The following is a 20,592-nucleotide window of genomic DNA, read 5'->3' on the forward strand; positions in this document are numbered from 1 at the left end:
ATGCGCCGCAGCGAACCTCGAGCAAAGATGGAGAGACACCCATGACTTCAGTATTCGACCGCGAGGACATCGTCTTTCAGGTCGTGGTCAACCACGAAGAGCAATATTCGATCTGGCCAGACTACAAGGCCGTCCCCGAGGGCTGGCGCACTGTCGGCAAAAGCGGGCTCAAGAAGGAGTGCCTGGCCTACATCGAAGAAGTCTGGACCGACATGCGCCCGCTGAGCTTGCGCAAGAAGATGGAAGCGCAGGCGGCTGTGGCTCATTGATACAACGGTTGTAAGAACGCCTCAACCTTTGTGGGGGCGAGTCTGCTCGCGATAGCGGAGTGTCAGCCAACATTCATGTTACTGACCGTCGCTATCGCGAGCAGGCTCGCTCCCGCAGGGCTTTATGGTGTTGCGGGTTTACTTGAACCGCCGCTCCACCCCTTTCTCCACCAGGATCTTCGCCGAAATCTCTTCCACGGAAAAATGCGTGGAGTTGATATGGGGAATGTTCTCCCGCCGGAACAGGTTTTCCACCTCGCGCACTTCGAACTCGCATTGGGCATAGCTCGAATAGCGGCTGTTGGGCTTGCGCTCGTTGCGGATCGCGGTGAGGCGATCCGGGTCGATGGTCAGGCCGAACAGCTTGTGCTGGTGGGCGCGCAGGGCACTGGGCAGTTGCAGGCGCTCCATGTCTTCTTCGGTCAGCGGATAGTTGGCCGCACGGATGCCAAATTGCATCGCCATGTACAGGCACGTCGGCGTCTTACCACAGCGCGACACCCCCACTAGGATCAGGTCGGCCTTGTCGTAATAATGCGTGCGGGCCCCGTCATCGTTGTCCAGCGCGAAGTTGACCGCCTCGATCCGCTCCATGTAGTTGGAGTTGTGGCCAATGGAGTGGGACTTGCCGACCGAGTAGGACGAGTGCTCGCTCAGTTCCTGCTCCAGGGGCGCCAGGAACGTGGAAAAAATGTCGATCATGAAACCATTGGACGTTGCGAGAATCTCACGGATGTCCTGATTGACGATGGTATCGAAGATAATCGGGCGGAAACCGTCGGTTTCGGCGGCTTTATTGATTTGTTGTACCATGGCCCGCGCCTTGTCGACGTTGTCGATGTACGGACGTATGAACTTGGCGAAGGTAATGTTTTCGAATTGCGCCAACAGGCTTTGGCCTAGCGTTTCGGCCGTGATGCCGGTGCCGTCGGAGATAAAGAAAGCAGATCGTTTCATTTGCGCCTTGGGCCTTAAGCTAGTGAGCTAGTGACGATTCTTGGATATGATAGGCGCGATTTGTCGGCCGCCAGTGGCCCGCATTCTCACTTATTTTCCAGGTCCAGGCCATATCGCCGGTCATCGCTCCCTTGGAGCCACCGGTGCCTTGAGCTTTTCCAACACAGTTAGTGGAGAGATCACCTTGGTAGAGTACGTAGTTTCCCTCGATAAGCTCGGCGTCCATGATGTGGAGCATGTGGGGGGCAAGAACGCATCCCTGGGCGAGATGATCAGCAACCTCGCCGGTGCTGGCGTATCGGTGCCAGGTGGCTTCGCCACGACCGCCCAGGCTTATCGTGATTTCCTGGAACTGAGCGGCCTGAACAAGCAGATCCACGATGCGCTCGATGCCCTGGACGTCGATGACGTCAATGCCCTGGCCAAGACCGGGGCCCAGATCCGCCAATGGATCATGGAGGCCGAGTTCCCCGAGAAACTGAACGCCGAGATCCGCACCGCGTTCGCCAAGCTGTCCGAAGGCAATCCGGATATCGCCGTTGCCGTGCGTTCCTCGGCCACCGCCGAAGACCTGCCGGATGCCTCCTTCGCCGGCCAGCAGGAAACCTTCCTGAACATCCGTGGCGTGGAAAACGTCATCCGTGCCGCCAAGGAAGTCTTCGCCTCCCTTTTCAATGACCGTGCCATTTCCTACCGCGTGCACCAGGGCTTCGACCACAAGCTGGTTGCCCTGTCCGCCGGTGTGCAGCGCATGGTCCGCTCCGAAACCGGCACTGCCGGCGTGATGTTCACCCTCGATACCGAGTCGGGCTTCCGTGACGTGGTGTTCATCACCGGCGCCTACGGCCTGGGTGAAACCGTCGTGCAGGGCGCGGTGAACCCGGATGAGTTCTACGTCCACAAAGGCACGTTGCAAGCCGGTCGTCCGGCCATCCTGCGCCGTAACCTGGGCAGCAAGGCCATCAAGATGATCTACGGCGACGAAGCCAAGGCCGGTCGTTCGGTGAAGACCGTCGACGTGGACAATGCCGAGCGCGCGCGTTTCTGCCTGACCGACGCCGAAGTCAGCGAGCTGGCCAAGCAGGCGATGATCATCGAGCAGCACTACAAGTGCCCGATGGACATCGAGTGGGCCAAGGACGGTGATGACGGCAAGCTGTACATCGTGCAGGCCCGCCCGGAAACCGTGAAGAGCCGCACCCACGCCAACGTCATGGAGCGCTACCTGCTCAAGGAAACCGGCACCGTGCTGGTGGAAGGCCGTGCCATCGGCCAGCGCATCGGCGCCGGCAAGGTGCGGATCATCAAGGACGTCTCGGAGATGGACAAGGTCCAGGCCGGCGACGTACTGGTCTCCGACATGACCGACCCGGACTGGGAACCGGTGATGAAGCGCGCCAGCGCCATCGTCACCAACCGTGGCGGGCGTACCTGCCACGCGGCGATCATTGCCCGTGAGCTGGGTATTCCAGCGGTAGTGGGTTGCGGCAACGCCACCCAACTGCTCAAGGACGGCCAGGGTGTGACCGTGTCCTGTGCCGAAGGCGATACCGGCTACATCTTCGAGGGCGAACTGGGCTTCGACATCAAGAAGAACTCCGTGGACGCCATGCCGGAGCTGCCGTTCAAGATCATGATGAACGTCGGCAATCCGGACCGCGCCTTCGACTTCGCGCAACTGCCGAACGCTGGCGTGGGCTTGGCCCGCCTGGAATTCATCATCAACCGCATGATCGGCGTGCACCCCAAGGCGCTGCTGAACTACGACGGCCTGCCGCAGGAAATCAAGAGCAGCGTCGACAAGCGCATTGCCGGTTACAACGATCCGGTCGGTTTCTACGTCGAGAAGCTGGTGGAAGGCATCAGCACCCTGGCGGCGGCGTTCTGGCCGAAAAAGGTCATCGTGCGCCTGTCGGACTTCAAGTCCAACGAATACGCCAACCTGATCGGCGGCAAGCTCTACGAGCCGGAAGAAGAAAACCCGATGCTGGGCTTCCGTGGCGCTTCGCGTTACATCAGTGAGTCGTTCCGCGACTGCTTCGAACTTGAATGCCGCGCCCTCAAACGCGTGCGCAACGAGATGGGCCTGACCAACGTCGAGATCATGGTACCGTTCGTCCGGACCCTGGGCGAAGCGAGCCAGGTCGTCGACCTGCTGGCGGAAAACGGCCTGGCCCGTGGCGACAATGGCTTGCGCGTGATCATGATGTGCGAGCTGCCGTCCAACGCGATCCTGGCTGAAGAGTTCCTCGAGTTCTTCGACGGTTTCTCCATCGGCTCCAACGACCTGACCCAGCTGACCCTGGGCCTGGACCGTGACTCCGGGATCATCGCGCACCTGTTCGACGAGCGGAACCCGGCGGTCAAGAAGCTGCTGGCCAATGCCATTGCCGCTTGCAACAAGGCTGGCAAATACATCGGCATCTGCGGCCAGGGCCCTTCGGATCACCCGGACCTGGCCAAATGGCTGATGGAACAGGGCATCGAAAGCGTTTCGTTGAACCCGGACTCCGTACTGGAAACCTGGTTCTTCCTGGCTGAGGGTCAGGCGGCGGTCTGATCGAGTGAAGGGGCCCGACTGGCATTAGCCGGGTCCCTTTTGATTGAAGTAGGGCGGGCTCCACAAGGATGCCGCCCTTTTTTGTGCAAGAAGATTATGCAAAGCAGCAGCAACCTCTTTCCTGTCGCCTTGATCAGCGCCGAGCGGCGCGGTGATCTGAGCGAAGACGTCTATCGCTTGAAACCCGGCAACAGCCCGGACGCCAGCGTCGAGCTGGCCGTCACCCGGCTGGGCATGGCCGACGCCTGCAAAAACCGTGGGGTCCCGGTGATCTTGTTGCACGGCAGTTTTTCCAATCGGCGCTTTTGGTATTCGCCCAAGGGCCTGGGCCTGGGGGCGTACCTGACACGCCTGGGGTTCGACGTCTGGATTCCCGAGATGCGCGGCCATGGGCTGTCCCAGCGCAACCAGGCCTATCGCAACAATCGTGTGGCCGACTACGCCCGTTACGACTTGCCGGCCATTGGCGCCTTCGTGCGTGAGCAGAGTGGGCAAGTGCCCCACTGGATCGGTCACTCCCTGGGGGGCATTACCCTGGCGGCAGCCTTGGGCGGTCACTACCTGGGCGAACCTGCGGTGGCTTCGGCGGCGTTTTTCGGCACCCAGGTCAGCCGCACCTACTGGCCGCTGAAAATTCCGCCAGTGGAGTGGAGCAGCCGCTTCATCCTCAAGCGCTTTGCCCAATTGTCCGGCTCAAGGCTCAAGCGCGGCCCCGAGGACGAACCCATCGGCCTGGCCCTGGAAAGCATGCGTTGGTACGGGCTGTTCGGACGTTTCGGCGATGCCGAGAAAAACTGGTGGGCCGGGTTGGCCGATGTCCAGTTGCCGGTGCTGGCGGTGAGTGCCGCGGGCGATCACCAGGACCCGACCTGGGCGTGCCGCAAGCTCTTCGAACAGATCGGTTCCGAGCACAAGCAGTTTGTCTGCCTGGGCCAGGAGCAGGGTTTCAAAGGCAATTTCGGCCACGTCGAGATGCTGGTCAGCAAAGACGCACAGGCTGAGGTCTGGCCTCTGGTGGCGCGTTGGCTGCAAGATCAGCAGGCGCCGTTGCTGGAAAGCCCACCCGCGCTGGCCGAGGCGGTTTGAACGAAAGCCTCTGACAGGGGCATTTCGCTCTGGTCTGCTTGCGGCTAAGATATGACGCTTCAAGCGGTTCCAGTCACAAACGGTTACTCATTCAGTCTGACGTTCCAGCCTTTCAGGAGTTGTTCGATGAACCATTACCTCACGCCCGACCTGTGCGATGCCTACCCGGAACTGGTGCAGGTGTTGGAGCCGATGTTTAGCAATTTCGGCGGCCGCGACTCCTTCGGCGGCGAAATCGTGACCATCAAGTGCTTCGAGGACAACTCGCGGGTCAAGGAGCAGGTTGAGCTCCAGGGCAACGGCAAGGTGCTGGTGGTCGACGGTGGCGGTTCCCTGCGTCGGGCGCTGCTAGGGGACATGCTGGCGGAAAAAGCCGCGAAAAACGGCTGGGAAGGACTGGTGATCTACGGTTGCATCCGCGACGTCGACATCATCGCCCAGACGGACCTCGGGGTCCAAGCCCTGGCCAGTCACCCGATGAAGACTGACCGGCGCGGCGTCGGCGAACTCAATGTGGCGGTGACCTTTGCCGGTGTGACGTTTCGCCCGGGCGAGTATGTCTATGCGGACAATAACGGCGTGATCGTTTCGCCAAGCCCGCTGAAAATGCCTGAATAAAGCACCAAAGCCATAAGGGATGAGGATGTTCGAGGAAGAAAACGCGCAATGGGGGCTGGTGCATGCCCTGGTGCTGGACGGTAAAGGTGGCGCGCGTTCCATAACCCGGACCGAACTCGACGATTTGCAGCTGCAGGCCCATGAAAGCCTGTGGCTGCACTGGGATCGCAGTCATCCGCAAACCCACACCTGGCTGCGCAAATCCAGCGGCTTGAGTGAATTCAACTGCGATCTGCTGCTCGAAGAGAACACCCGGCCTCGGCTGCTGCCGTTGCCCAATGCCGAGCTGCTGCTGTTCCTTCGGGGGATCAATCTCAACCCGGGCGCCGAGCCTGAAGACATGGTGTCGGTACGGATCTTTGCGTCCGCCCAGCGGGTGATCTCCCTGCGCCTGCGTCCGTTGCGCGCCACCGATGAACTGTTGGCGCAACTGGCCGAGGGCAAGGGGCCGACGACGGCGTCCGAACTCATCCTCTACATGGCGCAATACCTCACCAATAAAGTGCAGGAACTGGTCACCTGCCTCTGCGAAAACGTCGATGGCGAGGAAGAAAAACTCGATACCGACGAACGGTATACTCCCGAGCACGACGCCATTTTGCACATCCGTCGACGGGCCGCCGGACTCAAGCGATTCCTGGCCCCTCAGCGGGACATCTTCGGCCAGATGACGCGGCTTAAGTTGCCATGGTTTTGCGACGATGACGGCGATTACTGGAACGAATTGAACAACAGCCTGACCCGTTACCTCGAGGAGCTGGAATTGACCCGAGAGCGTGTGGGGCTTGTGCTGGAGGCCGAAGACCGGCGCCTTTCGGTGCGCATGAACCGCATCATGTACCGCTTCGGTATCATCACCGGGATCTTCCTGCCGATGAGTTTTCTCACCGGCCTTCTGGGTATCAATGTCGGTGGCATTCCGTTTTCCGCAAGCCCTTACGGGTTCATGGGCGCCTGCCTGCTGATGATCTGCGTGGCGTTGGGGCAGTGGTGGTTGTTCCGCCGCTTGCGCTGGGTGTGATGGGGCTTCATGTGACCCGACGAAATTTGATCGCGTCTTCCACAGACATCACGAGAGGTGCGTATGCACGATCCGTTCGAACAGTCTTTGCGCGACATGCTCAAGGCTTCGCCGTCCAGCCGGGACGACGATGCGTGCCTGGGACGTGTACTGAAAACCGCCAACCGCCAGGTCGGCGCAGGCGATCTGTTCAGCCTGCTGGGCCGCTGGTTGCCCGCGCTGATGATCGCCTTGAATAACGGATCGGCCCATGTCTCGCCGGTTTCCCGCCGTAAACCTGTTACTCGCACCGCTGATAAGGCTGATTGAATATGGAACTTGATCTCTGGACCCAGAGCCTCGTCACGGCAATGACTGCGTTATGGACCAAAATCGCTAACTTCATCCCGAACCTTTTCGGTGCGCTGGTCGTGCTGTTGCTGGGTTTTGTCGTGGCCAAGCTGCTGGACACGCTGCTGTCCAAGCTGCTCGCCAAGCTGGGCCTTGATCGCCTGATGGGCGGTACGGGCCTGACCAAGCTGTTGTCCCGTGGTGGCATCCAGGTACCGATCTCGACCCTGGTCGGTAAGATCGTGTATTGGTTCGTACTGCTGATTTTCCTGGTTTCCGCTGCAGAATCCCTTGGCCTTGAGCGAGTTTCGGCTACGCTCGATATGCTTGCGCTGTATTTGCCGAAGGTTTTTGGTGCTGCGCTGGTGTTGTTGGTCGGCGTTCTGCTGGCGCAACTGGCCAACGGGCTGGTGCGCGGTGCGGCCGAAGGCGTAGGGCTGGACTATGCCGCTGGCGTGGGGCGAATTGCCCAAGGCCTGGTGATCATCATCAGTATTTCGGTGGCGATCAGCCAGTTGGAGGTCAAGACCGACCTGCTCAACCACGTGATCGTGATCGTATTGATTACCGTTGGTCTGGCGGTTGCGCTGGCAATGGGATTGGGAAGTCGTGAAATCGCCGGTCAGATTCTGGCGGGAATTTATGTGCGTGAATTGTACGAGGTTGGGCAACAAGTGCGTGTTGGCGAGGTCGAAGGCCAGATCGAAGAGATCGGCACGGTGAAGACCACATTGCTGACCGAGGAGGGCGAGTTGGTGTCGCTTTCCAATCGGATCCTGCTGGAGCAGCATGTGAGTAGCCGCTAACCCGGCAAACCCTGCTAATGTATGCCGCCGCAAAATGCCCGATACGGCAGGCTGCGGCGCACATTGACCTTGACTGTCGGCCCGACTTGTTTTGAACAAACCCCAATCGCTATCCACGCGCTACGACCCCCGTGATCTCTCCGATGAGGAGTTGGTCGCGCGCGCGCATACGGAGCTGTTTCACGTAACGCGTGCCTATGAAGAGTTGATGCGTCGTTACCAGAGAACTTTATTTAACGTTTGTGCGCGTTATCTCGGGAACGATCGTGATGCTGACGATGTCTGTCAGGAGGTGATGTTGAAGGTGCTGTATGGCCTGAAGAACTTCGAGGGGAAATCGAAGTTCAAGACATGGCTTTATAGCATCACCTACAACGAATGCATCACGCAGTATCGCAAGGAACGGCGAAAGCGTCGCTTGATGGACGCGCTGAGCCTGGACCCTCTCGAGGAAGCGTCGGAAGATAAGGCGCCCAAGCCCGAGGAAAAGGGTGGACTTGATCGCTGGCTGGTTTATGTGAACCCGATCGATCGGGAAATTCTGGTGCTACGATTTGTCGCAGAGCTGGAATTCCAGGAGATCGCAGACATAATGCATATGGGTTTGAGCGCGACAAAAATGCGTTACAAGCGTGCTCTAGACAAATTGCGTGAGAAATTTGCAGGTATTGCTGAAACTTAGTTCGGCGCAAATATCTCTTACGTGTAGGCAGGTTCTGATAGACTTGCCGCCGAGTTGTCCCCCGGTTTGCGGGACTGCTTCACAATCACCAGATGGGGATTTAACGGATGAAACTGAAAAACACCTTGGGCTTTGCCATTGGTTCTTTGATTGCTGCCACTTCGTTTGGCGCTCTGGCACAAGGCCAAGGCGCAGTTGAAATCGAAGGTTTTGCCAAGAAAGAACAATTTGACAGTGCTCGTAACTTCAAGAACAACGGCAACCTGTTCGGCGGTTCGGTTGGTTACTTCCTGACTGACGACGTTGAACTGCGTCTGGCCTACGACGAAGTGCACAACGCCCGTACTGACGACGGCACCAACGTCAAAGGCGCGAACACTGCTCTGGACGCCCTGTACCACTTCAACAACCCAGGCGACATGCTGCGTCCTTACGTCTCTGCCGGTTTCTCCGACCAGAGCATCGACCAGAATGGCAGCAACGGTCGCAACCGTTCCACCTTCGCAAACGTTGGTGGCGGCGCCAAGCTGTACTTCACCGAGAACTTCTACGCCCGTGCCGGCGTTGAAGCTCAGTACAACATCGACCAGGGCGACACCGAGTGGGCTCCAAGCGTCGGTATCGGTGTGAACTTCGGTGGCGGCTCCAAGCCTGCTGCTGCTCCAGTTCCAGCACCGGCTGAAGTCTGCTCCGACAGCGACAACGATGGCGTGTGCGACAACGTCGACAAGTGCCCTGACACCCCAGCCAACGTAACCGTTGATGCTGATGGCTGCCCAGCTGTTGCTGAAGTCGTACGTGTTGAGCTGGACGTGAAGTTCGACTTCGACAAGTCGGTTGTCAAGCCAAACAGCTACGGCGACATCAAGAACCTGGCTGACTTCATGAATCAGTATCCATCCACCAGCACCACTGTTGAAGGTCACACTGACTCCGTCGGTCCTGACGCTTACAACCAGAAGCTGTCTGAGCGTCGTGCAAACGCCGTTAAGCAAGTTCTGACCAACCAGTACGGTGTTGAATCGTCCCGCGTTCAGTCTGTTGGCTACGGCGAATCCCGCCCAGTTGCTGACAACGCCACTGAAGCTGGTCGTGCAGTTAACCGTCGCGTAGAAGCGCAGGTTGAAGCTCAAGCTAAGTAATTAGCCCACAGCTTTGGAAGAGCCCGGCCTAGGCCGGGCTTTTCTTTGCCTGGGATTTATGACTCAGGGCTGGAACACTGAACCTGTGGGAGCGAGCTTGCTCGCGATGGCGGCCTCGCAGCCGGCCAGGGTTTTGTTGACCGGGTACATATCCATTTTCGCGGTAACGGCCACTTAGGGTTCCGCCCTGACGGCGGCTCACTTTTGAGAAGCGCAAAAGTAAGCAAAACGCTTCTGCCCCACCACTCGGTGCCTCGCCTAGGCTCGGCATGCCCGAACGCAGGCATTGCTCCGTGGGCCGCCGCGAAGGGCCATCCATGGCCCAGCGCGGCTATCCCGGCATCCATGCCGGGATGCCCACTACGCAATACCTGCGTTCGGCCAGCGTGGTTAACGGGGCGCCCCAGATCAACGTCCACCGCGAGGCGGCCTTATAGCCGACCTGGCTCTCCCGATCGTACACCCATCCGATCTGTGGGAGCAAAGCTTGCTCGCGAGGCGGCCTTCCAGCCGACCTGTCTCTCCCAGTCGTACTCGCACACATTGGTAGGGGGTGTATGTCAGAGGGCTGAAACCTGGGCCCAGGCCGGCGGGGAGGCGGCGAGTTCAGCCGCGCCAGCCACTGCGCCAATCACCAGGATCGCCGGGCTCTTGAGTTGAAAGGTGCTGGCATCGGCTTCCATCGAGGCCAGGTCGCTGCGGCAGTCACGCTGGTGGGGCAGGGAGGCGTTTTCGATCATGGCCACGGGTGTGTCCGCCGCCAGGCCGCCGGCCAGCAATTGCTCACGAATCTCGCTCAGCTTCGCCACGCCCATGTACACCACCAGGGTGGTTCCGCTTTGCGCCAGGGCTTGCCAGTTCAGGCTGCTGCCGTCCTGGGTGTGGGCCGTCACCAGCGTCACGCCCCGGGCAATCCCGCGCAGGGTCAGTGGAATATCGCACTGGGTCGCCCCCGCGAGGCCGGCGGTGATGCCATTGACCATCTCCACTTCGACACCGTGCTCGCGCAGCCACTGCGCTTCTTCACCGCCGCGGCCGAAGATGCAGGGGTCGCCGCCCTTGAGACGCACCACGCATTTGCCCTGGCGGGCATAACGCAGCATCAGGCGATGGATGAAGGCCTGGGGCGTGGAGCGGCAGCCGCCGCGCTTGCCCACGGCAATGATGCGCGCATCGGGGCAATGCTCCAGCACCGCGGCGTTGACCAGATCATCGATCAACACCACGTCGGCCTCGCCCAGGACGCGCACGGCTTTGAGGGTCAGCAATTCAGGATCACCGGGACCTGCGCCCACCAGCCAGACTTTTGCGTTCATAGTGTTTTTCCTCACGAGATAGCCGCCAGCGGTTGCGCAGTGGCAACCAGCAGACGCTTGATTTCCGGTACGCAGGAACCGCATTGCGTGCCACAGCCCAACTCCTGTTTGAGCCCCTGCAAGTCCAGGCCCCGCTCAATGCCGGCGCAGATCGCACGCTGGCTCACGTTCATGCAGTTGCACAGCGTTTTACTGCCACCCGTTGCGGCGCCGACATTGCCCGGCGGCGCGCTCAAAGGCGCCAGCAGCCAGCGCCGCAGTTGTTCATCGGCACGACCTTCCAGCCACAGGTTCTGCAGCCAGTGCCGGGCCAGGGTTTCGCCGGCCAGGCGAATGGCGGTGATGCGGCCGTTTTCGATGCGCACCCGTTTACCGATAGAGCGACGCGGATCGTCATAAGCCAACACCGGACCCTCGATCAGGCTCAATTGTTCGTCGATGGCCTGGAGCAGTTGCGGATCGGGCGCGATGGCACTGGCTGCGCGAATCAGCAACGCGGGCCGCTCACGGCCAGTCAGGCTCAGGCTGACGTAGGAAAACCTCTCGCACAGGGGGCGTAGAGTCTCCAAATGCTGTTGAACATCGCCTTCAATCAAGGCGAAAAGCTGCCAAGGCAGGTCCACCGGTTCCAGGCGCACACCGCTGTGCTTGAGTTCCGGCTGTTTCGACAAGGGGTCGAAGGCCGGTTGCGTCAGGGCATTGACCCCCCCCTTGAGGAACCGGTCGCCCCAGTGCATGGGCAGGAACGCCTGGCCGGGGCGCACGCTGTCGTCGCTGTCGACGGCCACGATCACGCTGGCGCGACGGCTCTTGAGGTTGACCAGGTCGCCCGCTTGCAGGCGATGCCGGAGCAGTTCGTCGGGATGCAGGCTGAGTACCGCTTCGTTCACATGACCAAACAACTGCGCGGCGGTACCGGTACGGCTCATGCCGTGCCATTGGTCCCGTAAGCGGCCGGTGTTCAGGGTCAATGGGTAGCGGGCGTCACGCAGTTCCTTGGCGGCGCGATAGGGGTCGGCCACAAAACGCGCCCGGCCGCTGTCAGTAGGAAAAATCCGGTCCATGTACAGGCGCGCGGTCCCGACCGTGGCGCCGTCCGGGAACGGCCATTGCTGAGGGCCGAGTTGGTCGATCAGGGCATGACTGATGCCGGACAGGTCCAGGTCGCGGCCACGAGTCAGCTGTTTGTATTCATCGAACAACTGGGCCGGGGTTTCAAAGGCGAACAGGCTGGATTGACCCGGGCGCAGGCGCTTTTCCAGGCGTTGTGCGAAATCCACGGTGATTGCCCAGTCCGGCCGTGCTTCACCCGGTGCGCCAATGGCCCGACGGACGTGGGAAATGCGCCGTTCAGAGTTGGTCACCGAACCTTCTTTCTCGCCCCAACTGGCTGCTGGCAGCAGCAGGTCGGCAAATGCGGCGGTTTCGGTGGTCCGGAAAGCTTCCTGCAACACCACGAACGGGCAGGTTTGCAGGGCTTCACGTACTGCGGTCTGGTCCGGCATCGATTGGGCAGGGTTGGTGCAGGCGACCCACAAGGCCTTGATCTTGCCGCTGCGAACCTGCTCGAACAGCTCGATGGCGCTCAAGCCAGTGGTGGCGGGCAGTTGCTCGACGCCCCAGTAGTGGGCGACTTCGGCACGATGCTCCGGGTTGGCGGCTTCGCGATGGCCCGGCAGCAGGTTCGACAGGCTGCCGGTTTCCCGTCCGCCCATGGCGTTGGGTTGACCGGTCAGCGAGAACGGTCCCGCACCGGGCCGGCCGATCTGCCCGGTGGCCAGGTGCAGGTTGATCAGGGCGCTGTTTTTCGCGCTACCGGCGGTGGACTGGTTCAAACCCATGCACCACAACGACAGGAAGCTCGGCGACGTGCCGACCCATTCGGCGCACTGATGCAGTTGTTCAACACGGATGCCGCACAGCTGGGCGACCATGCTCGGGGTGTAATCGCGCACCAGGTTCTTCAACTCCGCCAAGCCTTCGGTGTGGGCCTTGATGAAGTCGCGGTCGACCCAGTCTTCCCACAGCAGCAGGTGCAAAATCCCATGGAACAAGGCGACGTCGGTGCCCGGCAGGATCGCCAGGTGCAGGTCTGCCAGGTCGCAAGTGTCGGTGCGCCGGGGGTCGATGACGATGACTTTCATCTGCGGCCGGCGGGATTTGGCCTCTTCGAGGCGGCGAAAGAGGATGGGATGGGCGTAGGCCATGTTACTGCCGACGATCATCACGCAGTCGCTCAACTCCAGGTCTTCGTAACTGCAAGGTGGAGCATCGGCGCCGAGGCTGCGCTTGTAGCCCACCACGGCGGAGGACATGCACAGCCGCGAATTGCTGTCGATGTTGTTGGTGCCCACCAATGCTCGGGCGAGCTTGTTGAAGGCGTAGTAATCCTCGGTCAGCAATTGGCCGGAGATGTAGAACGCCACGCTGTCGGGGCCGTGCTCGGCGATGGTCTCGGCGAAGACACTGGTAGCGTGATCCAGGGCGCTGTCCCAGTCTGTGCGGCCCCGGGCCAGGCCTTTGCCCAGGCGCAGTTCGGGGTAGAGGGCGCGCGCGGCGAGGTCGCCGGTCAGGTGCAGGGTGGAGCCCTTGCTGCACAGTTTGCCAAAGTTGGCCGGATGGGCAGGATCGCCGCTGACACCGAGGATACGCTCGCCGTCATGCTCGATCAGGACGCCGCAACCGACCCCGCAATAACAGCAGGTCGAGGCAGTGGTCTGGCGGTTCATCAGCTTGCGTCCCGCAGTGCCAGTTGCACCCGGCCGTTCTCGACCCGGGCCGAATGATGATGGGCGCAGCCCACGTCCGGGGCCTGGGCCTGGCCGGTTTCCAGGTCGATCTGCCAGTTGTGCAGCGGGCAGGCCACGCGCTTGCCGTAGACCAACCCTTGGGACAATGGGCCACCCTTGTGCGGGCAACGATCATCGAGTGCGAACACTTCATCGTCGCTGGTACGAAAAACCGCGATATCGCCTTTCGGGCCATTGATGATGCGCGAACCGAGGATATTGATGTCTTCCAGTGCGCAGATATCCAGCCAGTTCATGCCGGCACCTCCAGGTTTTTCACGGGGATGACCTCAAACTCTTTCTTCAACTGAGGCTGTTCCAGGCGTTGTTTCCAGGGGTCTTGCTCCAGCGACAGGGAAAACTTCAACCGCTCATGGAGCGCTTTGCGTCGTTGCGAATCTTCCAGCACGGTTTTCTTGATGTGCTCCATGCCGACCCGCTGCATGTAATGCACGGTGCGTTCGAGGTAGAAGGCTTCCTCGCGGTACAACTGCAGGAAGGCGCCGTTGTATTCACGCACTTCTTCGGCAGTCTTGAGCTTGACGAAAAACTCGGCGACCTCGGTTTTGATCCCGCCGTTGCCACCGATGTACATCTCCCAGCCGGAGTCGACGCCAATAATGCCGACGTCCTTGATGCCGGCTTCCGAGCAGTTGCGTGGGCAACCGGAGACGGCCAGTTTCACTTTGTGCGGCGACCACATGTTGAACAGGTCGTGCTCCAGCTCGATGCCCAATTGGGTGGAGTTCTGCGTGCCGAAGCGACAGAACTCGCTGCCCACGCAGGTCTTCACAGTGCGGATGGACTTGCCATAGGCATGGCCGGACGGCATGTCGAGGTCTTTCCACACGCCGGGCAGGTCCTGCTTCTTGATCCCCAGCAAATCGATGCGCTGACCGCCGGTGACCTTGACCATGGGCACGTTGTACTTGTCGGCCACGTCGGCGATGCGCCGCAGTTCCGAAGGGTTGGTCACGCCACCCCACATCCGCGGGACCACCGAATAGGTGCCGTCTTTCTGGATGTTGGCGTGGGCGCGTTCGTTGATCAGGCGCGACTGTGGGTCGTCGTGGGCTTCGCCGGGCCAGGTGGAAATCAGGTAGTAGTTCAACGCCGGGCGGCAGGTGGCGCAGCCGTTGGGGGTGCGCCAGTTCAGGTAGCTCATGGCCCCGGTGATGGTCAGCAAATGCTGGTCGCGGATCGCCTGGCGGATCTGGCCGTGGTTGAGGTCGCTGCAACCGCAGATGGCTTTTTCGCTTTTCGGCTTGACGTCAGCCGCGCCGCCGACCGTGTTGATCAGGATCTGCTCCACCAGGCCGGCGCAGGAGCCGCAGGAACTGGCGGCCTTGGTGTGTTTTTTCACGTCATCAACGCTGAACAACCCGTGCTCCTGGATCGCCTTGACGATGGTGCCCTTGCACACGCCGTTGCAGCCGCAGACTTCGGTGGTGTCGGCCATGCTCATGGCTTTGTCCTGGCCCTGGTGGCCTGCGTCGCCCAAAGCGTTTTCACCGAACATCAAGTGATCGCGGATTTCGCTGATGCCGTGGTTTTCACGGATCTGGCGGAAATACCAGCCGCCGTCAGCGGTGTCGCCGTACAGGCAGGCGCCGACCAGCACGTCATCCTTGATCACCAGTTTTTTGTAGACGCCGCCGATCGGGTCGGAAAGGGTGATGGACTCGGTGCCTTCGCCACCCATGAAGTCACCAGCGGAGAACAAATCGATGCCGGTGACTTTCAATTTGGTCGAGGTGACCGACCCCTTGTAAGTGGCGAAGCCCAGTTGCGCGAGGTGGTTGGCGCAGACCTTGGCCTGTTCGAACAGCGGCGCCACCAAACCGTAGGCGGTGCCGCGGTGGCTGGCGCATTCACCGATGGCGTAGATGCGCGGGTCGTAGGTTTGCATCGTGTCGTTGACCAGGATCCCGCGGCTGCACGGAATGCCGGATTTTTCCGCCAGTTCGGTGTTGGGACGGATGCCGGCGGCCATCACCACCAGATTGGCGGGGATAATGTCGCCGTTCTTGAACTGCACCGAGCCGACCCGGCCATTGCCGGCGTCATGCAGGGCCTGGGTTTGTTCGCAGAGGCGGAATTTCAGGCCACGATTCTCCAGGGCGGCCTGCAGCAGTTGGCCGCTGGTTTTGTCCAGTTGCCGCTCCAGCAGCCATTCGCCCAGGTGCACCACGGTCACGTCCATGCCCCGCAGTTTCAAGCCGTTGGCTGCTTCCAGGCCGAGCAAGCCACCGCCGATCACCACCGCATGCTTGTGAGTCTTGGCGGTGTTGATCATCGCCTGGGTGTCGGCGATGTCGCGGTAGCCGATCACGCCTTCCAGGGTGTTGCCGGGGATCGGTAGGATGAAGGGTGTGGAGCCGGTGGCGATCAGCAGGCGGTCATATTCGGCTTCGCTGCCGTCTTCGGCGATGACCCGGCGCTTGACCCGGTCGATGTCCACCACCTTACGGTTGAGCAGCAACTTGATGTTGTTGTCCTGGTACCAGCTCAGGTCGTTGAGCACGATCTCTTCGAACGTCTGCTCACCGGCCAGCACCGGCGAGAGCAGGATGCGGTTGTAGTTGGTGTGGGGCTCGGCGCCGAACACTGTGATGTCGTACAGCTCGTTGCTCAGCTTGAGCAGTTCCTCGAGGGTTCGAACCCCGGCCATGCCGTTGCCGATCATCACCAGTTTGAGTTTCTTCATCAGGGTTCTCCGCAAGCGCATGTCCGTGTCATCACAGCGATCGGACTGGCTCGGTCATTTTTACGAAAACAAAAAAAGGCGTCCCGCTAGCAAGCTAGCGAGGACGCCTTTGTCCTGGTCCCGTTCTCTCGGGAAGCACCGCCTTCATCGTTGGAGGCGTTGCCTTATGTCTGTTGAAAGGGATTATGCAGTGGTTGTGCCAACTGTCTCGAGGGTGCGGATTTATTGAACAGCGGGCCGGTTGAGCGAGTCGGGGAAGGATTTATTGCACCGAATCAAAGCGTGTTGCCCGGTAATGGCGCGTGGCAGCCGATAGCCTTGTAGTGGCGGGCGGGCCGCCATCGCGAGCAACCGGATTTCAGCGATGAAACACCAGGAATAACAGCACAATATTCACCACCAACGACACCAGCGCCAACGTCCGCCAGACCTTCAGTGGCTCCCTTTCCAGCAACGGCCTGGGCCTGACGCTCAAGCTGCGGCGCTCGCCCTGTTCCAGCAACAACAACCATTCCTCGGCCGTCTCAAAACGCTGCTCCGGATCGGCCGCGACGGCGCGTTCCAGGCTTTGTCCGAGCCATTCGGGCAGGTCCGGCCGATAGCGGCTGGCATTGACTGGCACGCCAAAGCGCGGGCGTTGGAAGGCTTCGATTTCGCCGTAGGGATAGTGCCCGCTCAGCAGGAAGTACAAGGTCACGCCGACGGCATACAAATCCTGTTGCGCCGTTGGCGCGGTGCCGCCGAAAGCTTCCGGGGCGATGTAGCTGGGGGTGCCGGGCAAGACGTTGGCCTGGTCCTCGGACAGGCCCGGGCAGTACGCCAGCCCAAAGTCCAGCAAGCGCAATTCGCCGTCGGCGCCCAAGTGCAGGTTTTCCGGCTTGATGTCGCGGTGGTAGATCTGCCGTCGATGCAGCAGGCCCACCGCCCGCACCAGTCGCTGCGCCAGGTCCAGCCACTGGGCCAGAGGTAGTGGCCCGCCCTGGTTGAACCGCTCGGCCAGGGTTGCCCCCGGATATTCCCGCATCACGTAGTACAAATGCTGGCGCTGGGGAACGCCATGGACCTCGGGGAACTGCCGCCCGGCGACGCGTTTGAGAAACCATTCTTCCGAGAGCAAGGCCTGTGCGGCCCGTGTGTCGTCCCGTAGATGCACGGGCAGGGTTTTTAGCAGCCACGGCTGCCCCTGGCCATCGTGTACCCGGTAGAGCAACGATTGTTGGCTGTGGCCGAGCAGGCTTTCAATCTGCCAGCCCTCGAACACCTGGCCCGGTTTCAGCGCAGGTGGCAGGGGCCATTGCTGCAACTGGATCAGGGCATCACCGATGCTGGCTTCGCCCACGGCATCGACCCGCACCAGCAAGGCACTGGCGTTGTCCTGGCTGCCGGCCAGGTGCGCGGCGTTGACCAGGGTCTGGGCCGCAAGGTCCAGGTCCGTCTGGTCGCGCAGGATGCCGGCGATGGCCGTGTCCCCCAGGACCGCCCAGACGCCGTCGCTGAGCAGCACGAAGGTTTCGTCGGTGCGCAGTTCACCGTCGAGGAAGTCGAGGATCAGGTGTTGATCCAGCCCCAGGGCGCGCTTGAGCACATGTTGCATGCCTTGCTGTTCCCAGACGTGATCTTCACTGACCCGTTGCAGATGATCGGCATGCCAGCGGTAGACCCGGCAATCGCCGACATGCGCGAGGGTGAAGCGCCGGCCCCGCAGGACCAGGGCGCTGACGGTGGTGAGCAGCGGTTGCCCGCCACCGTTGGCTTGCAGCCAGCGATTCTGGGCCAGCAACAGCCGGTCCAGCGCCTGGGCCACGCCCCAGGTTTGCGGCGTGGAGTAGTAGTCCAGGGCCAACGCCTGCAAGGTCGAACGGGCGGCCAGTCCGCCATCGGCGCATTGGCTCACGCCGTCGGCGATGGCGAACAGGTAACCCTTGCTGGCGGCCAGGGCCGGGGCGGGGGTGACCAGGCGCAGGGCGTCCTGGTTTTCTTCCCGCGGGCCGATGGCACTGGCTTCGGCGAAACTCAGTTGCAGGCTCATGGTTAGAGGTTATACCCGAGCAGCGGTGACAGCTGCCGAACCCCAGGTGGTTCTCCAGCGACGCTTGACGCCGTGCAGGCCGAACCAGGCCAGGACACCGAGGCTGGCGAACAACCACAGTGCCAGTTGATAGCTGCCGGTGCTCTGCTTGATCGCGCCCATGCCCGCTGCCAGGACGAAGCCGCCGATGCCACCGGCCATGCCGATCAGCCCGGTCATTACGCCGATCTCGCGACGGAAGCGTTGTGGCACCAGTTGGAACACCGCGCCGTTGCCTGCACCCAAACCGAGCATGGTGCAGACGAACAGGGCCAGGGCTGCGTAGGAGCTCGGCAGGTTGAAGCCCACTGCGGCGATGCAGACGGCTGCTACGGTGTACATGCCCAGCAAGGTGCGGATGCCGCCGAAGCGGTCCGCCAGGGCGCCGCCCAATGGACGCATCAGGCTGCCACCGAAGACGCAGGCGGCGGTGTAGTAGCCGGCGGTGACCGGGCTCAGGCCGTATTGGTCGTTGAAGTAGCCGGGCAGGGCGCTGGCCAGGCCGATGAAACCGCCGAAGGTCACGCTGTAGAAGAACATGAACCACCAGCTGTCACGGTCGCCCAGGGCCTTGAGGTAGTCGGCGATGGATTTGGTTTTTGGCCGCTCGGGGGCGTTCTTGGCCAGCCAGGCGAAGAGCACCAAGGTCAGCACCAGGGGGATCAGCGCGAAGCCGAACACATTGGTCCAGCCGAAGGCCACGGCCATGACCGGTGCTATCAGCGCCGCGAGCACGGTGCCCGAGTTACCGGCACCGGCGATGCCCATCGCCTTGCCTTGATGCTGTGGCGGATACCACTGGGACGCCAGCGGCAGGGCCACGGCGAACGAAGCACCGGCCACGCCCAGGAACAGGCCCAGCAGCAACGCTTGTTCGTAGCTGTGGATGCCCAGTTTCCAGGCGCAAAACAGCGCACTGATCACGATCACCTGGCCCACCATGCCGGCGGTTTTTGGCGAGATCCGGTCGGCCAGCAGGCCCATGAACAGGCGCAGCACGGCGCCGGCCAGGATCGGCGTCGCGACCATCAGGCCGCGTTGCTGGGTGGTCAGGTGCAGGTCGGCAGAGATCTGTACCGCCAGTGGGCCGAGCAGGTACCAGACCATGAAGCTCAGGTCGAAGTAGAGGAAGGCCGCGAACAGTGTCGGGGTATGGCCGGATTTCCAGAAGCTTGAATTCATCGCGCACCTCAGCTGTAAAAGTCTCGAGAAATGAGTCAGTGCTTTGAGCAGTGCGCCGTCTGTGGTCGCACCACCGGTCCCGAAGGGCCAAAACAAAAAAACGCCGCAACCCGGATCGCCAGAGAGGCAAGAAGGGTGTGCGACGTCTTTGTCGTAGGTGGGGCAACCGCCGTTGGTTACCTGTGGGTTTGCTTAAGCGAGATCTGTGCCAACCTGGGCGATTGGGGGGAGGCCTATCGCGAGCAGGCTCGCTCCCACAATGGATCGGTGGGGGTCACTAATATGGAGTTCACCCCGGAGCCCATGTGGGAGCGAGCCTGCTCGCGATGACGGTGGATCAGTCGATATTGATGTTGGATGCAAAACCGCTATCGCGAGCAAGCTCGCTCCCACGATGGGATCAGAGGTGTTCTCCGAACCTGTGGGAGCGAGCCTGATCGCGATGGGGGCAAGGCAGGCGCTACAAGGCTTTCAGCCCAGCAGCTCATTCATGGCAATGATCTGCTCCGCCACCTGGATCAGTTTCTGCTGGCGGCTCATGGCCTGGCGGCGCATCAGGGTGTAGGCCTGTTCTTCGTTGCACTCCTTCATCTTCATCAGCATGCCCTTGGCCAGTTCGATGCGCTTGCGTTCGGCCAGTTGCTGGTCTCGGGCCAGGAGTTGGGCGCGCAGGGCCTGGTCGCTTTCGAAGCGGGCCATGGCCACGTCGAGGATCGGTTGCAGGCGCGCGGCGTGGATGCCTTCGACGATGTAGGCGCTGACGCCCGACTTGATCGCCTGGCGCATCACATTGGGGTCGTGCTCGTCGGTAAACATGACGATCGGTCGTGGCTGGTCGCGACTGACCAGCACCACTTGCTCCATCACATCGCGCCCGGGTGACTCGGTATCGATCAGGATCACGTCCGGACGCACCGTTTCGACGCGCGCGGGCAGGTCGATGGTCAGTCCGGATTCGTCGATGACTTCGAACCCGGCTTCAATCAGGGCTGCCTTGAGGCGACCAACTTTTTTCGCGGTGTCGTTGATCAGCAGGATACGCAGCATGGTCGTGGCTCC

18 protein-coding genes are annotated in these 20,592 nt (G+C 61.2%); 10 read left to right on the top strand and 8 right to left on the bottom strand.

Features of this window, described 5'->3' with window-relative positions; genetic code table 11:
- Positions 1-41: 41 nt before the first annotated feature.
- Entirely contained in the window at positions 42-269 is a 228-nt protein-coding gene (locus AACY42_RS03715; RefSeq protein ID WP_339476623.1) for an MbtH family protein, read from the top strand.
- A 138-nt stretch (positions 270-407) separates the two neighbouring features.
- Here the strand turns inward: AACY42_RS03715 and ppsR are convergent, their stop codons facing one another.
- Complete coding sequence (ppsR, locus tag AACY42_RS03720; RefSeq protein WP_339476626.1) at positions 408-1,226, bottom strand: posphoenolpyruvate synthetase regulatory kinase/phosphorylase PpsR; 819 nt, start codon at positions 1,224-1,226, stop codon at positions 408-410.
- A 184-nt stretch (positions 1,227-1,410) separates the two neighbouring features.
- Between ppsR and ppsA the strand changes: the two genes are divergently transcribed.
- The 9 genes from ppsA to AACY42_RS03765 all read left to right on the top strand — a co-directional run bounded on the left by ppsA (position 1,411) and on the right by AACY42_RS03765 (position 9,908).
- Positions 1,411-3,786, top strand: a complete 2,376-nt coding sequence (ppsA, locus tag AACY42_RS03725) for a phosphoenolpyruvate synthase (RefSeq protein WP_339476629.1) — start codon at positions 1,411-1,413, stop codon at positions 3,784-3,786.
- Between the two features lie 96 nt (positions 3,787-3,882).
- The gene (locus AACY42_RS03730) at positions 3,883-4,872 is read left to right on the top strand and encodes an alpha/beta fold hydrolase (RefSeq protein WP_339476630.1); all 990 of its coding nucleotides are present in this window, start codon (positions 3,883-3,885) and stop codon (positions 4,870-4,872) included.
- A gap of 126 nt (positions 4,873-4,998) precedes the next feature.
- Entirely contained in the window at positions 4,999-5,490 is a 492-nt protein-coding gene (gene rraA / locus AACY42_RS03735) for a ribonuclease E activity regulator RraA (RefSeq protein ID WP_339476632.1), read from the top strand.
- A 25-nt stretch (positions 5,491-5,515) separates the two neighbouring features.
- The gene (locus AACY42_RS03740) at positions 5,516-6,511 is read left to right on the top strand and encodes a zinc transporter ZntB (RefSeq protein ID WP_339476633.1); all 996 of its coding nucleotides are present in this window, start codon (positions 5,516-5,518) and stop codon (positions 6,509-6,511) included.
- A 63-nt stretch (positions 6,512-6,574) separates the two neighbouring features.
- The gene (locus AACY42_RS03745; protein WP_014337331.1) at positions 6,575-6,820 is read left to right on the top strand and encodes a hypothetical protein; all 246 of its coding nucleotides are present in this window, start codon (positions 6,575-6,577) and stop codon (positions 6,818-6,820) included.
- A gap of 2 nt (positions 6,821-6,822) precedes the next feature.
- A complete protein-coding gene (locus AACY42_RS03750) occupies positions 6,823-7,647 on the top strand; it encodes a mechanosensitive ion channel family protein (RefSeq protein ID WP_339476635.1) in 825 nt (274 codons plus the stop codon).
- Between the two features lie 91 nt (positions 7,648-7,738).
- Positions 7,739-8,329 (top strand): RNA polymerase sigma factor SigX, encoded by a 591-nt coding sequence (gene sigX / locus AACY42_RS03755; RefSeq protein WP_003183614.1) that lies wholly within the window; start codon positions 7,739-7,741, stop codon positions 8,327-8,329.
- Between the two features lie 107 nt (positions 8,330-8,436).
- Positions 8,437-9,471 (top strand): OmpA family protein, encoded by a 1,035-nt coding sequence (locus AACY42_RS03760; protein ID WP_339476639.1) that lies wholly within the window; start codon positions 8,437-8,439, stop codon positions 9,469-9,471.
- Positions 9,472-9,740: 269 nt separating this feature from the next.
- A complete protein-coding gene (locus AACY42_RS03765) occupies positions 9,741-9,908 on the top strand; it encodes a nucleoid-structuring protein H-NS (RefSeq protein ID WP_339477076.1) in 168 nt (55 codons plus the stop codon).
- A 123-nt stretch (positions 9,909-10,031) separates the two neighbouring features.
- Here AACY42_RS03765 and cobA read toward each other — a convergent pair whose 3' ends face one another.
- The 7 genes from cobA to AACY42_RS03800 all read right to left on the bottom strand — a co-directional run bounded on the left by cobA (position 10,032) and on the right by AACY42_RS03800 (position 20,580).
- A complete protein-coding gene (gene cobA / locus AACY42_RS03770) occupies positions 10,032-10,787 on the bottom strand; it encodes a uroporphyrinogen-III C-methyltransferase (RefSeq protein ID WP_339476641.1) in 756 nt (251 codons plus the stop codon).
- A gap of 11 nt (positions 10,788-10,798) precedes the next feature.
- Entirely contained in the window at positions 10,799-13,516 is a 2,718-nt protein-coding gene (locus AACY42_RS03775) for a nitrate reductase (protein WP_339476643.1), read from the bottom strand.
- On the bottom strand, positions 13,516-13,833 hold the full coding sequence (gene nirD / locus AACY42_RS03780) for a nitrite reductase small subunit NirD (protein WP_339476646.1): 318 nt from the start codon (positions 13,831-13,833) through the stop codon (positions 13,516-13,518). The genes AACY42_RS03775 and nirD overlap by 1 nt, the downstream gene beginning before the upstream one ends.
- A complete protein-coding gene (nirB, locus tag AACY42_RS03785) occupies positions 13,830-16,283 on the bottom strand; it encodes a nitrite reductase large subunit NirB (protein ID WP_339476648.1) in 2,454 nt (817 codons plus the stop codon). The genes nirD and nirB overlap by 4 nt, the downstream gene beginning before the upstream one ends.
- A gap of 358 nt (positions 16,284-16,641) precedes the next feature.
- Positions 16,642-18,312 carry a bifunctional protein-serine/threonine kinase/phosphatase gene (locus tag AACY42_RS03790; protein ID WP_339476651.1) on the bottom strand — a complete coding sequence of 557 codons (1,671 nt, stop codon included), beginning with the start codon at positions 18,310-18,312 and terminating at the stop codon, positions 16,642-16,644.
- Between the two features lie 9 nt (positions 18,313-18,321).
- Positions 18,322-19,533 carry a nitrate/nitrite transporter gene (locus AACY42_RS03795; RefSeq protein WP_339476653.1) on the bottom strand — a complete coding sequence of 404 codons (1,212 nt, stop codon included), beginning with the start codon at positions 19,531-19,533 and terminating at the stop codon, positions 18,322-18,324.
- A gap of 471 nt (positions 19,534-20,004) precedes the next feature.
- Complete coding sequence (locus tag AACY42_RS03800; RefSeq protein ID WP_003199539.1) at positions 20,005-20,580, bottom strand: ANTAR domain-containing response regulator; 576 nt, start codon at positions 20,578-20,580, stop codon at positions 20,005-20,007.
- Between the last annotated feature and the right edge of the window lie 12 nt (positions 20,581-20,592).

The organism is Pseudomonas sp. RL_5y_Pfl2_73, from assembly GCF_963970515.1.
GTDB lineage: Bacteria > Pseudomonadota > Gammaproteobacteria > Pseudomonadales > Pseudomonadaceae > Aquipseudomonas.

Bases quoted from the DNA above. Each gene is read 5' to 3' on its own strand.
- nirB (WP_339476648.1), bottom strand. From the start codon at position 16,283: ATGAAGAAACTCAAACTGGTGATGATCGGCAACGGCATGGCCGGGGTT.
- AACY42_RS03790 (WP_339476651.1), bottom strand. From the start codon at position 18,312: ATGAGCCTGCAACTGAGTTTCGCCGAAGCCAGTGCCATCGGCCCGCGG.
- nirD (WP_339476646.1), bottom strand. From the start codon at position 13,833: ATGAACTGGCTGGATATCTGCGCACTGGAAGACATCAATATCCTCGGT.
- AACY42_RS03760 (WP_339476639.1), top strand. From the start codon at position 8,437: ATGAAACTGAAAAACACCTTGGGCTTTGCCATTGGTTCTTTGATTGCT.
- cobA (WP_339476641.1), bottom strand. From the start codon at position 10,787: ATGAACGCAAAAGTCTGGCTGGTGGGCGCAGGTCCCGGTGATCCTGAA.
- AACY42_RS03750 (WP_339476635.1), top strand. From the start codon at position 6,823: ATGGAACTTGATCTCTGGACCCAGAGCCTCGTCACGGCAATGACTGCG.
- AACY42_RS03775 (WP_339476643.1), bottom strand. From the start codon at position 13,516: ATGAACCGCCAGACCACTGCCTCGACCTGCTGTTATTGCGGGGTCGGT.
- rraA (WP_339476632.1), top strand. From the start codon at position 4,999: ATGAACCATTACCTCACGCCCGACCTGTGCGATGCCTACCCGGAACTG.
- AACY42_RS03795 (WP_339476653.1), bottom strand. From the start codon at position 19,533: ATGAATTCAAGCTTCTGGAAATCCGGCCATACCCCGACACTGTTCGCG.
- AACY42_RS03765 (WP_339477076.1), top strand. From the start codon at position 9,741: ATGCCCGAACGCAGGCATTGCTCCGTGGGCCGCCGCGAAGGGCCATCC.
- AACY42_RS03740 (WP_339476633.1), top strand. From the start codon at position 5,516: ATGTTCGAGGAAGAAAACGCGCAATGGGGGCTGGTGCATGCCCTGGTG.
- AACY42_RS03730 (WP_339476630.1), top strand. From the start codon at position 3,883: ATGCAAAGCAGCAGCAACCTCTTTCCTGTCGCCTTGATCAGCGCCGAG.
- AACY42_RS03745 (WP_014337331.1), top strand. From the start codon at position 6,575: ATGCACGATCCGTTCGAACAGTCTTTGCGCGACATGCTCAAGGCTTCG.
- ppsR (WP_339476626.1), bottom strand. From the start codon at position 1,226: ATGAAACGATCTGCTTTCTTTATCTCCGACGGCACCGGCATCACGGCC.
- AACY42_RS03800 (WP_003199539.1), bottom strand. From the start codon at position 20,580: ATGCTGCGTATCCTGCTGATCAACGACACCGCGAAAAAAGTTGGTCGC.
- AACY42_RS03715 (WP_339476623.1), top strand. From the start codon at position 42: ATGACTTCAGTATTCGACCGCGAGGACATCGTCTTTCAGGTCGTGGTC.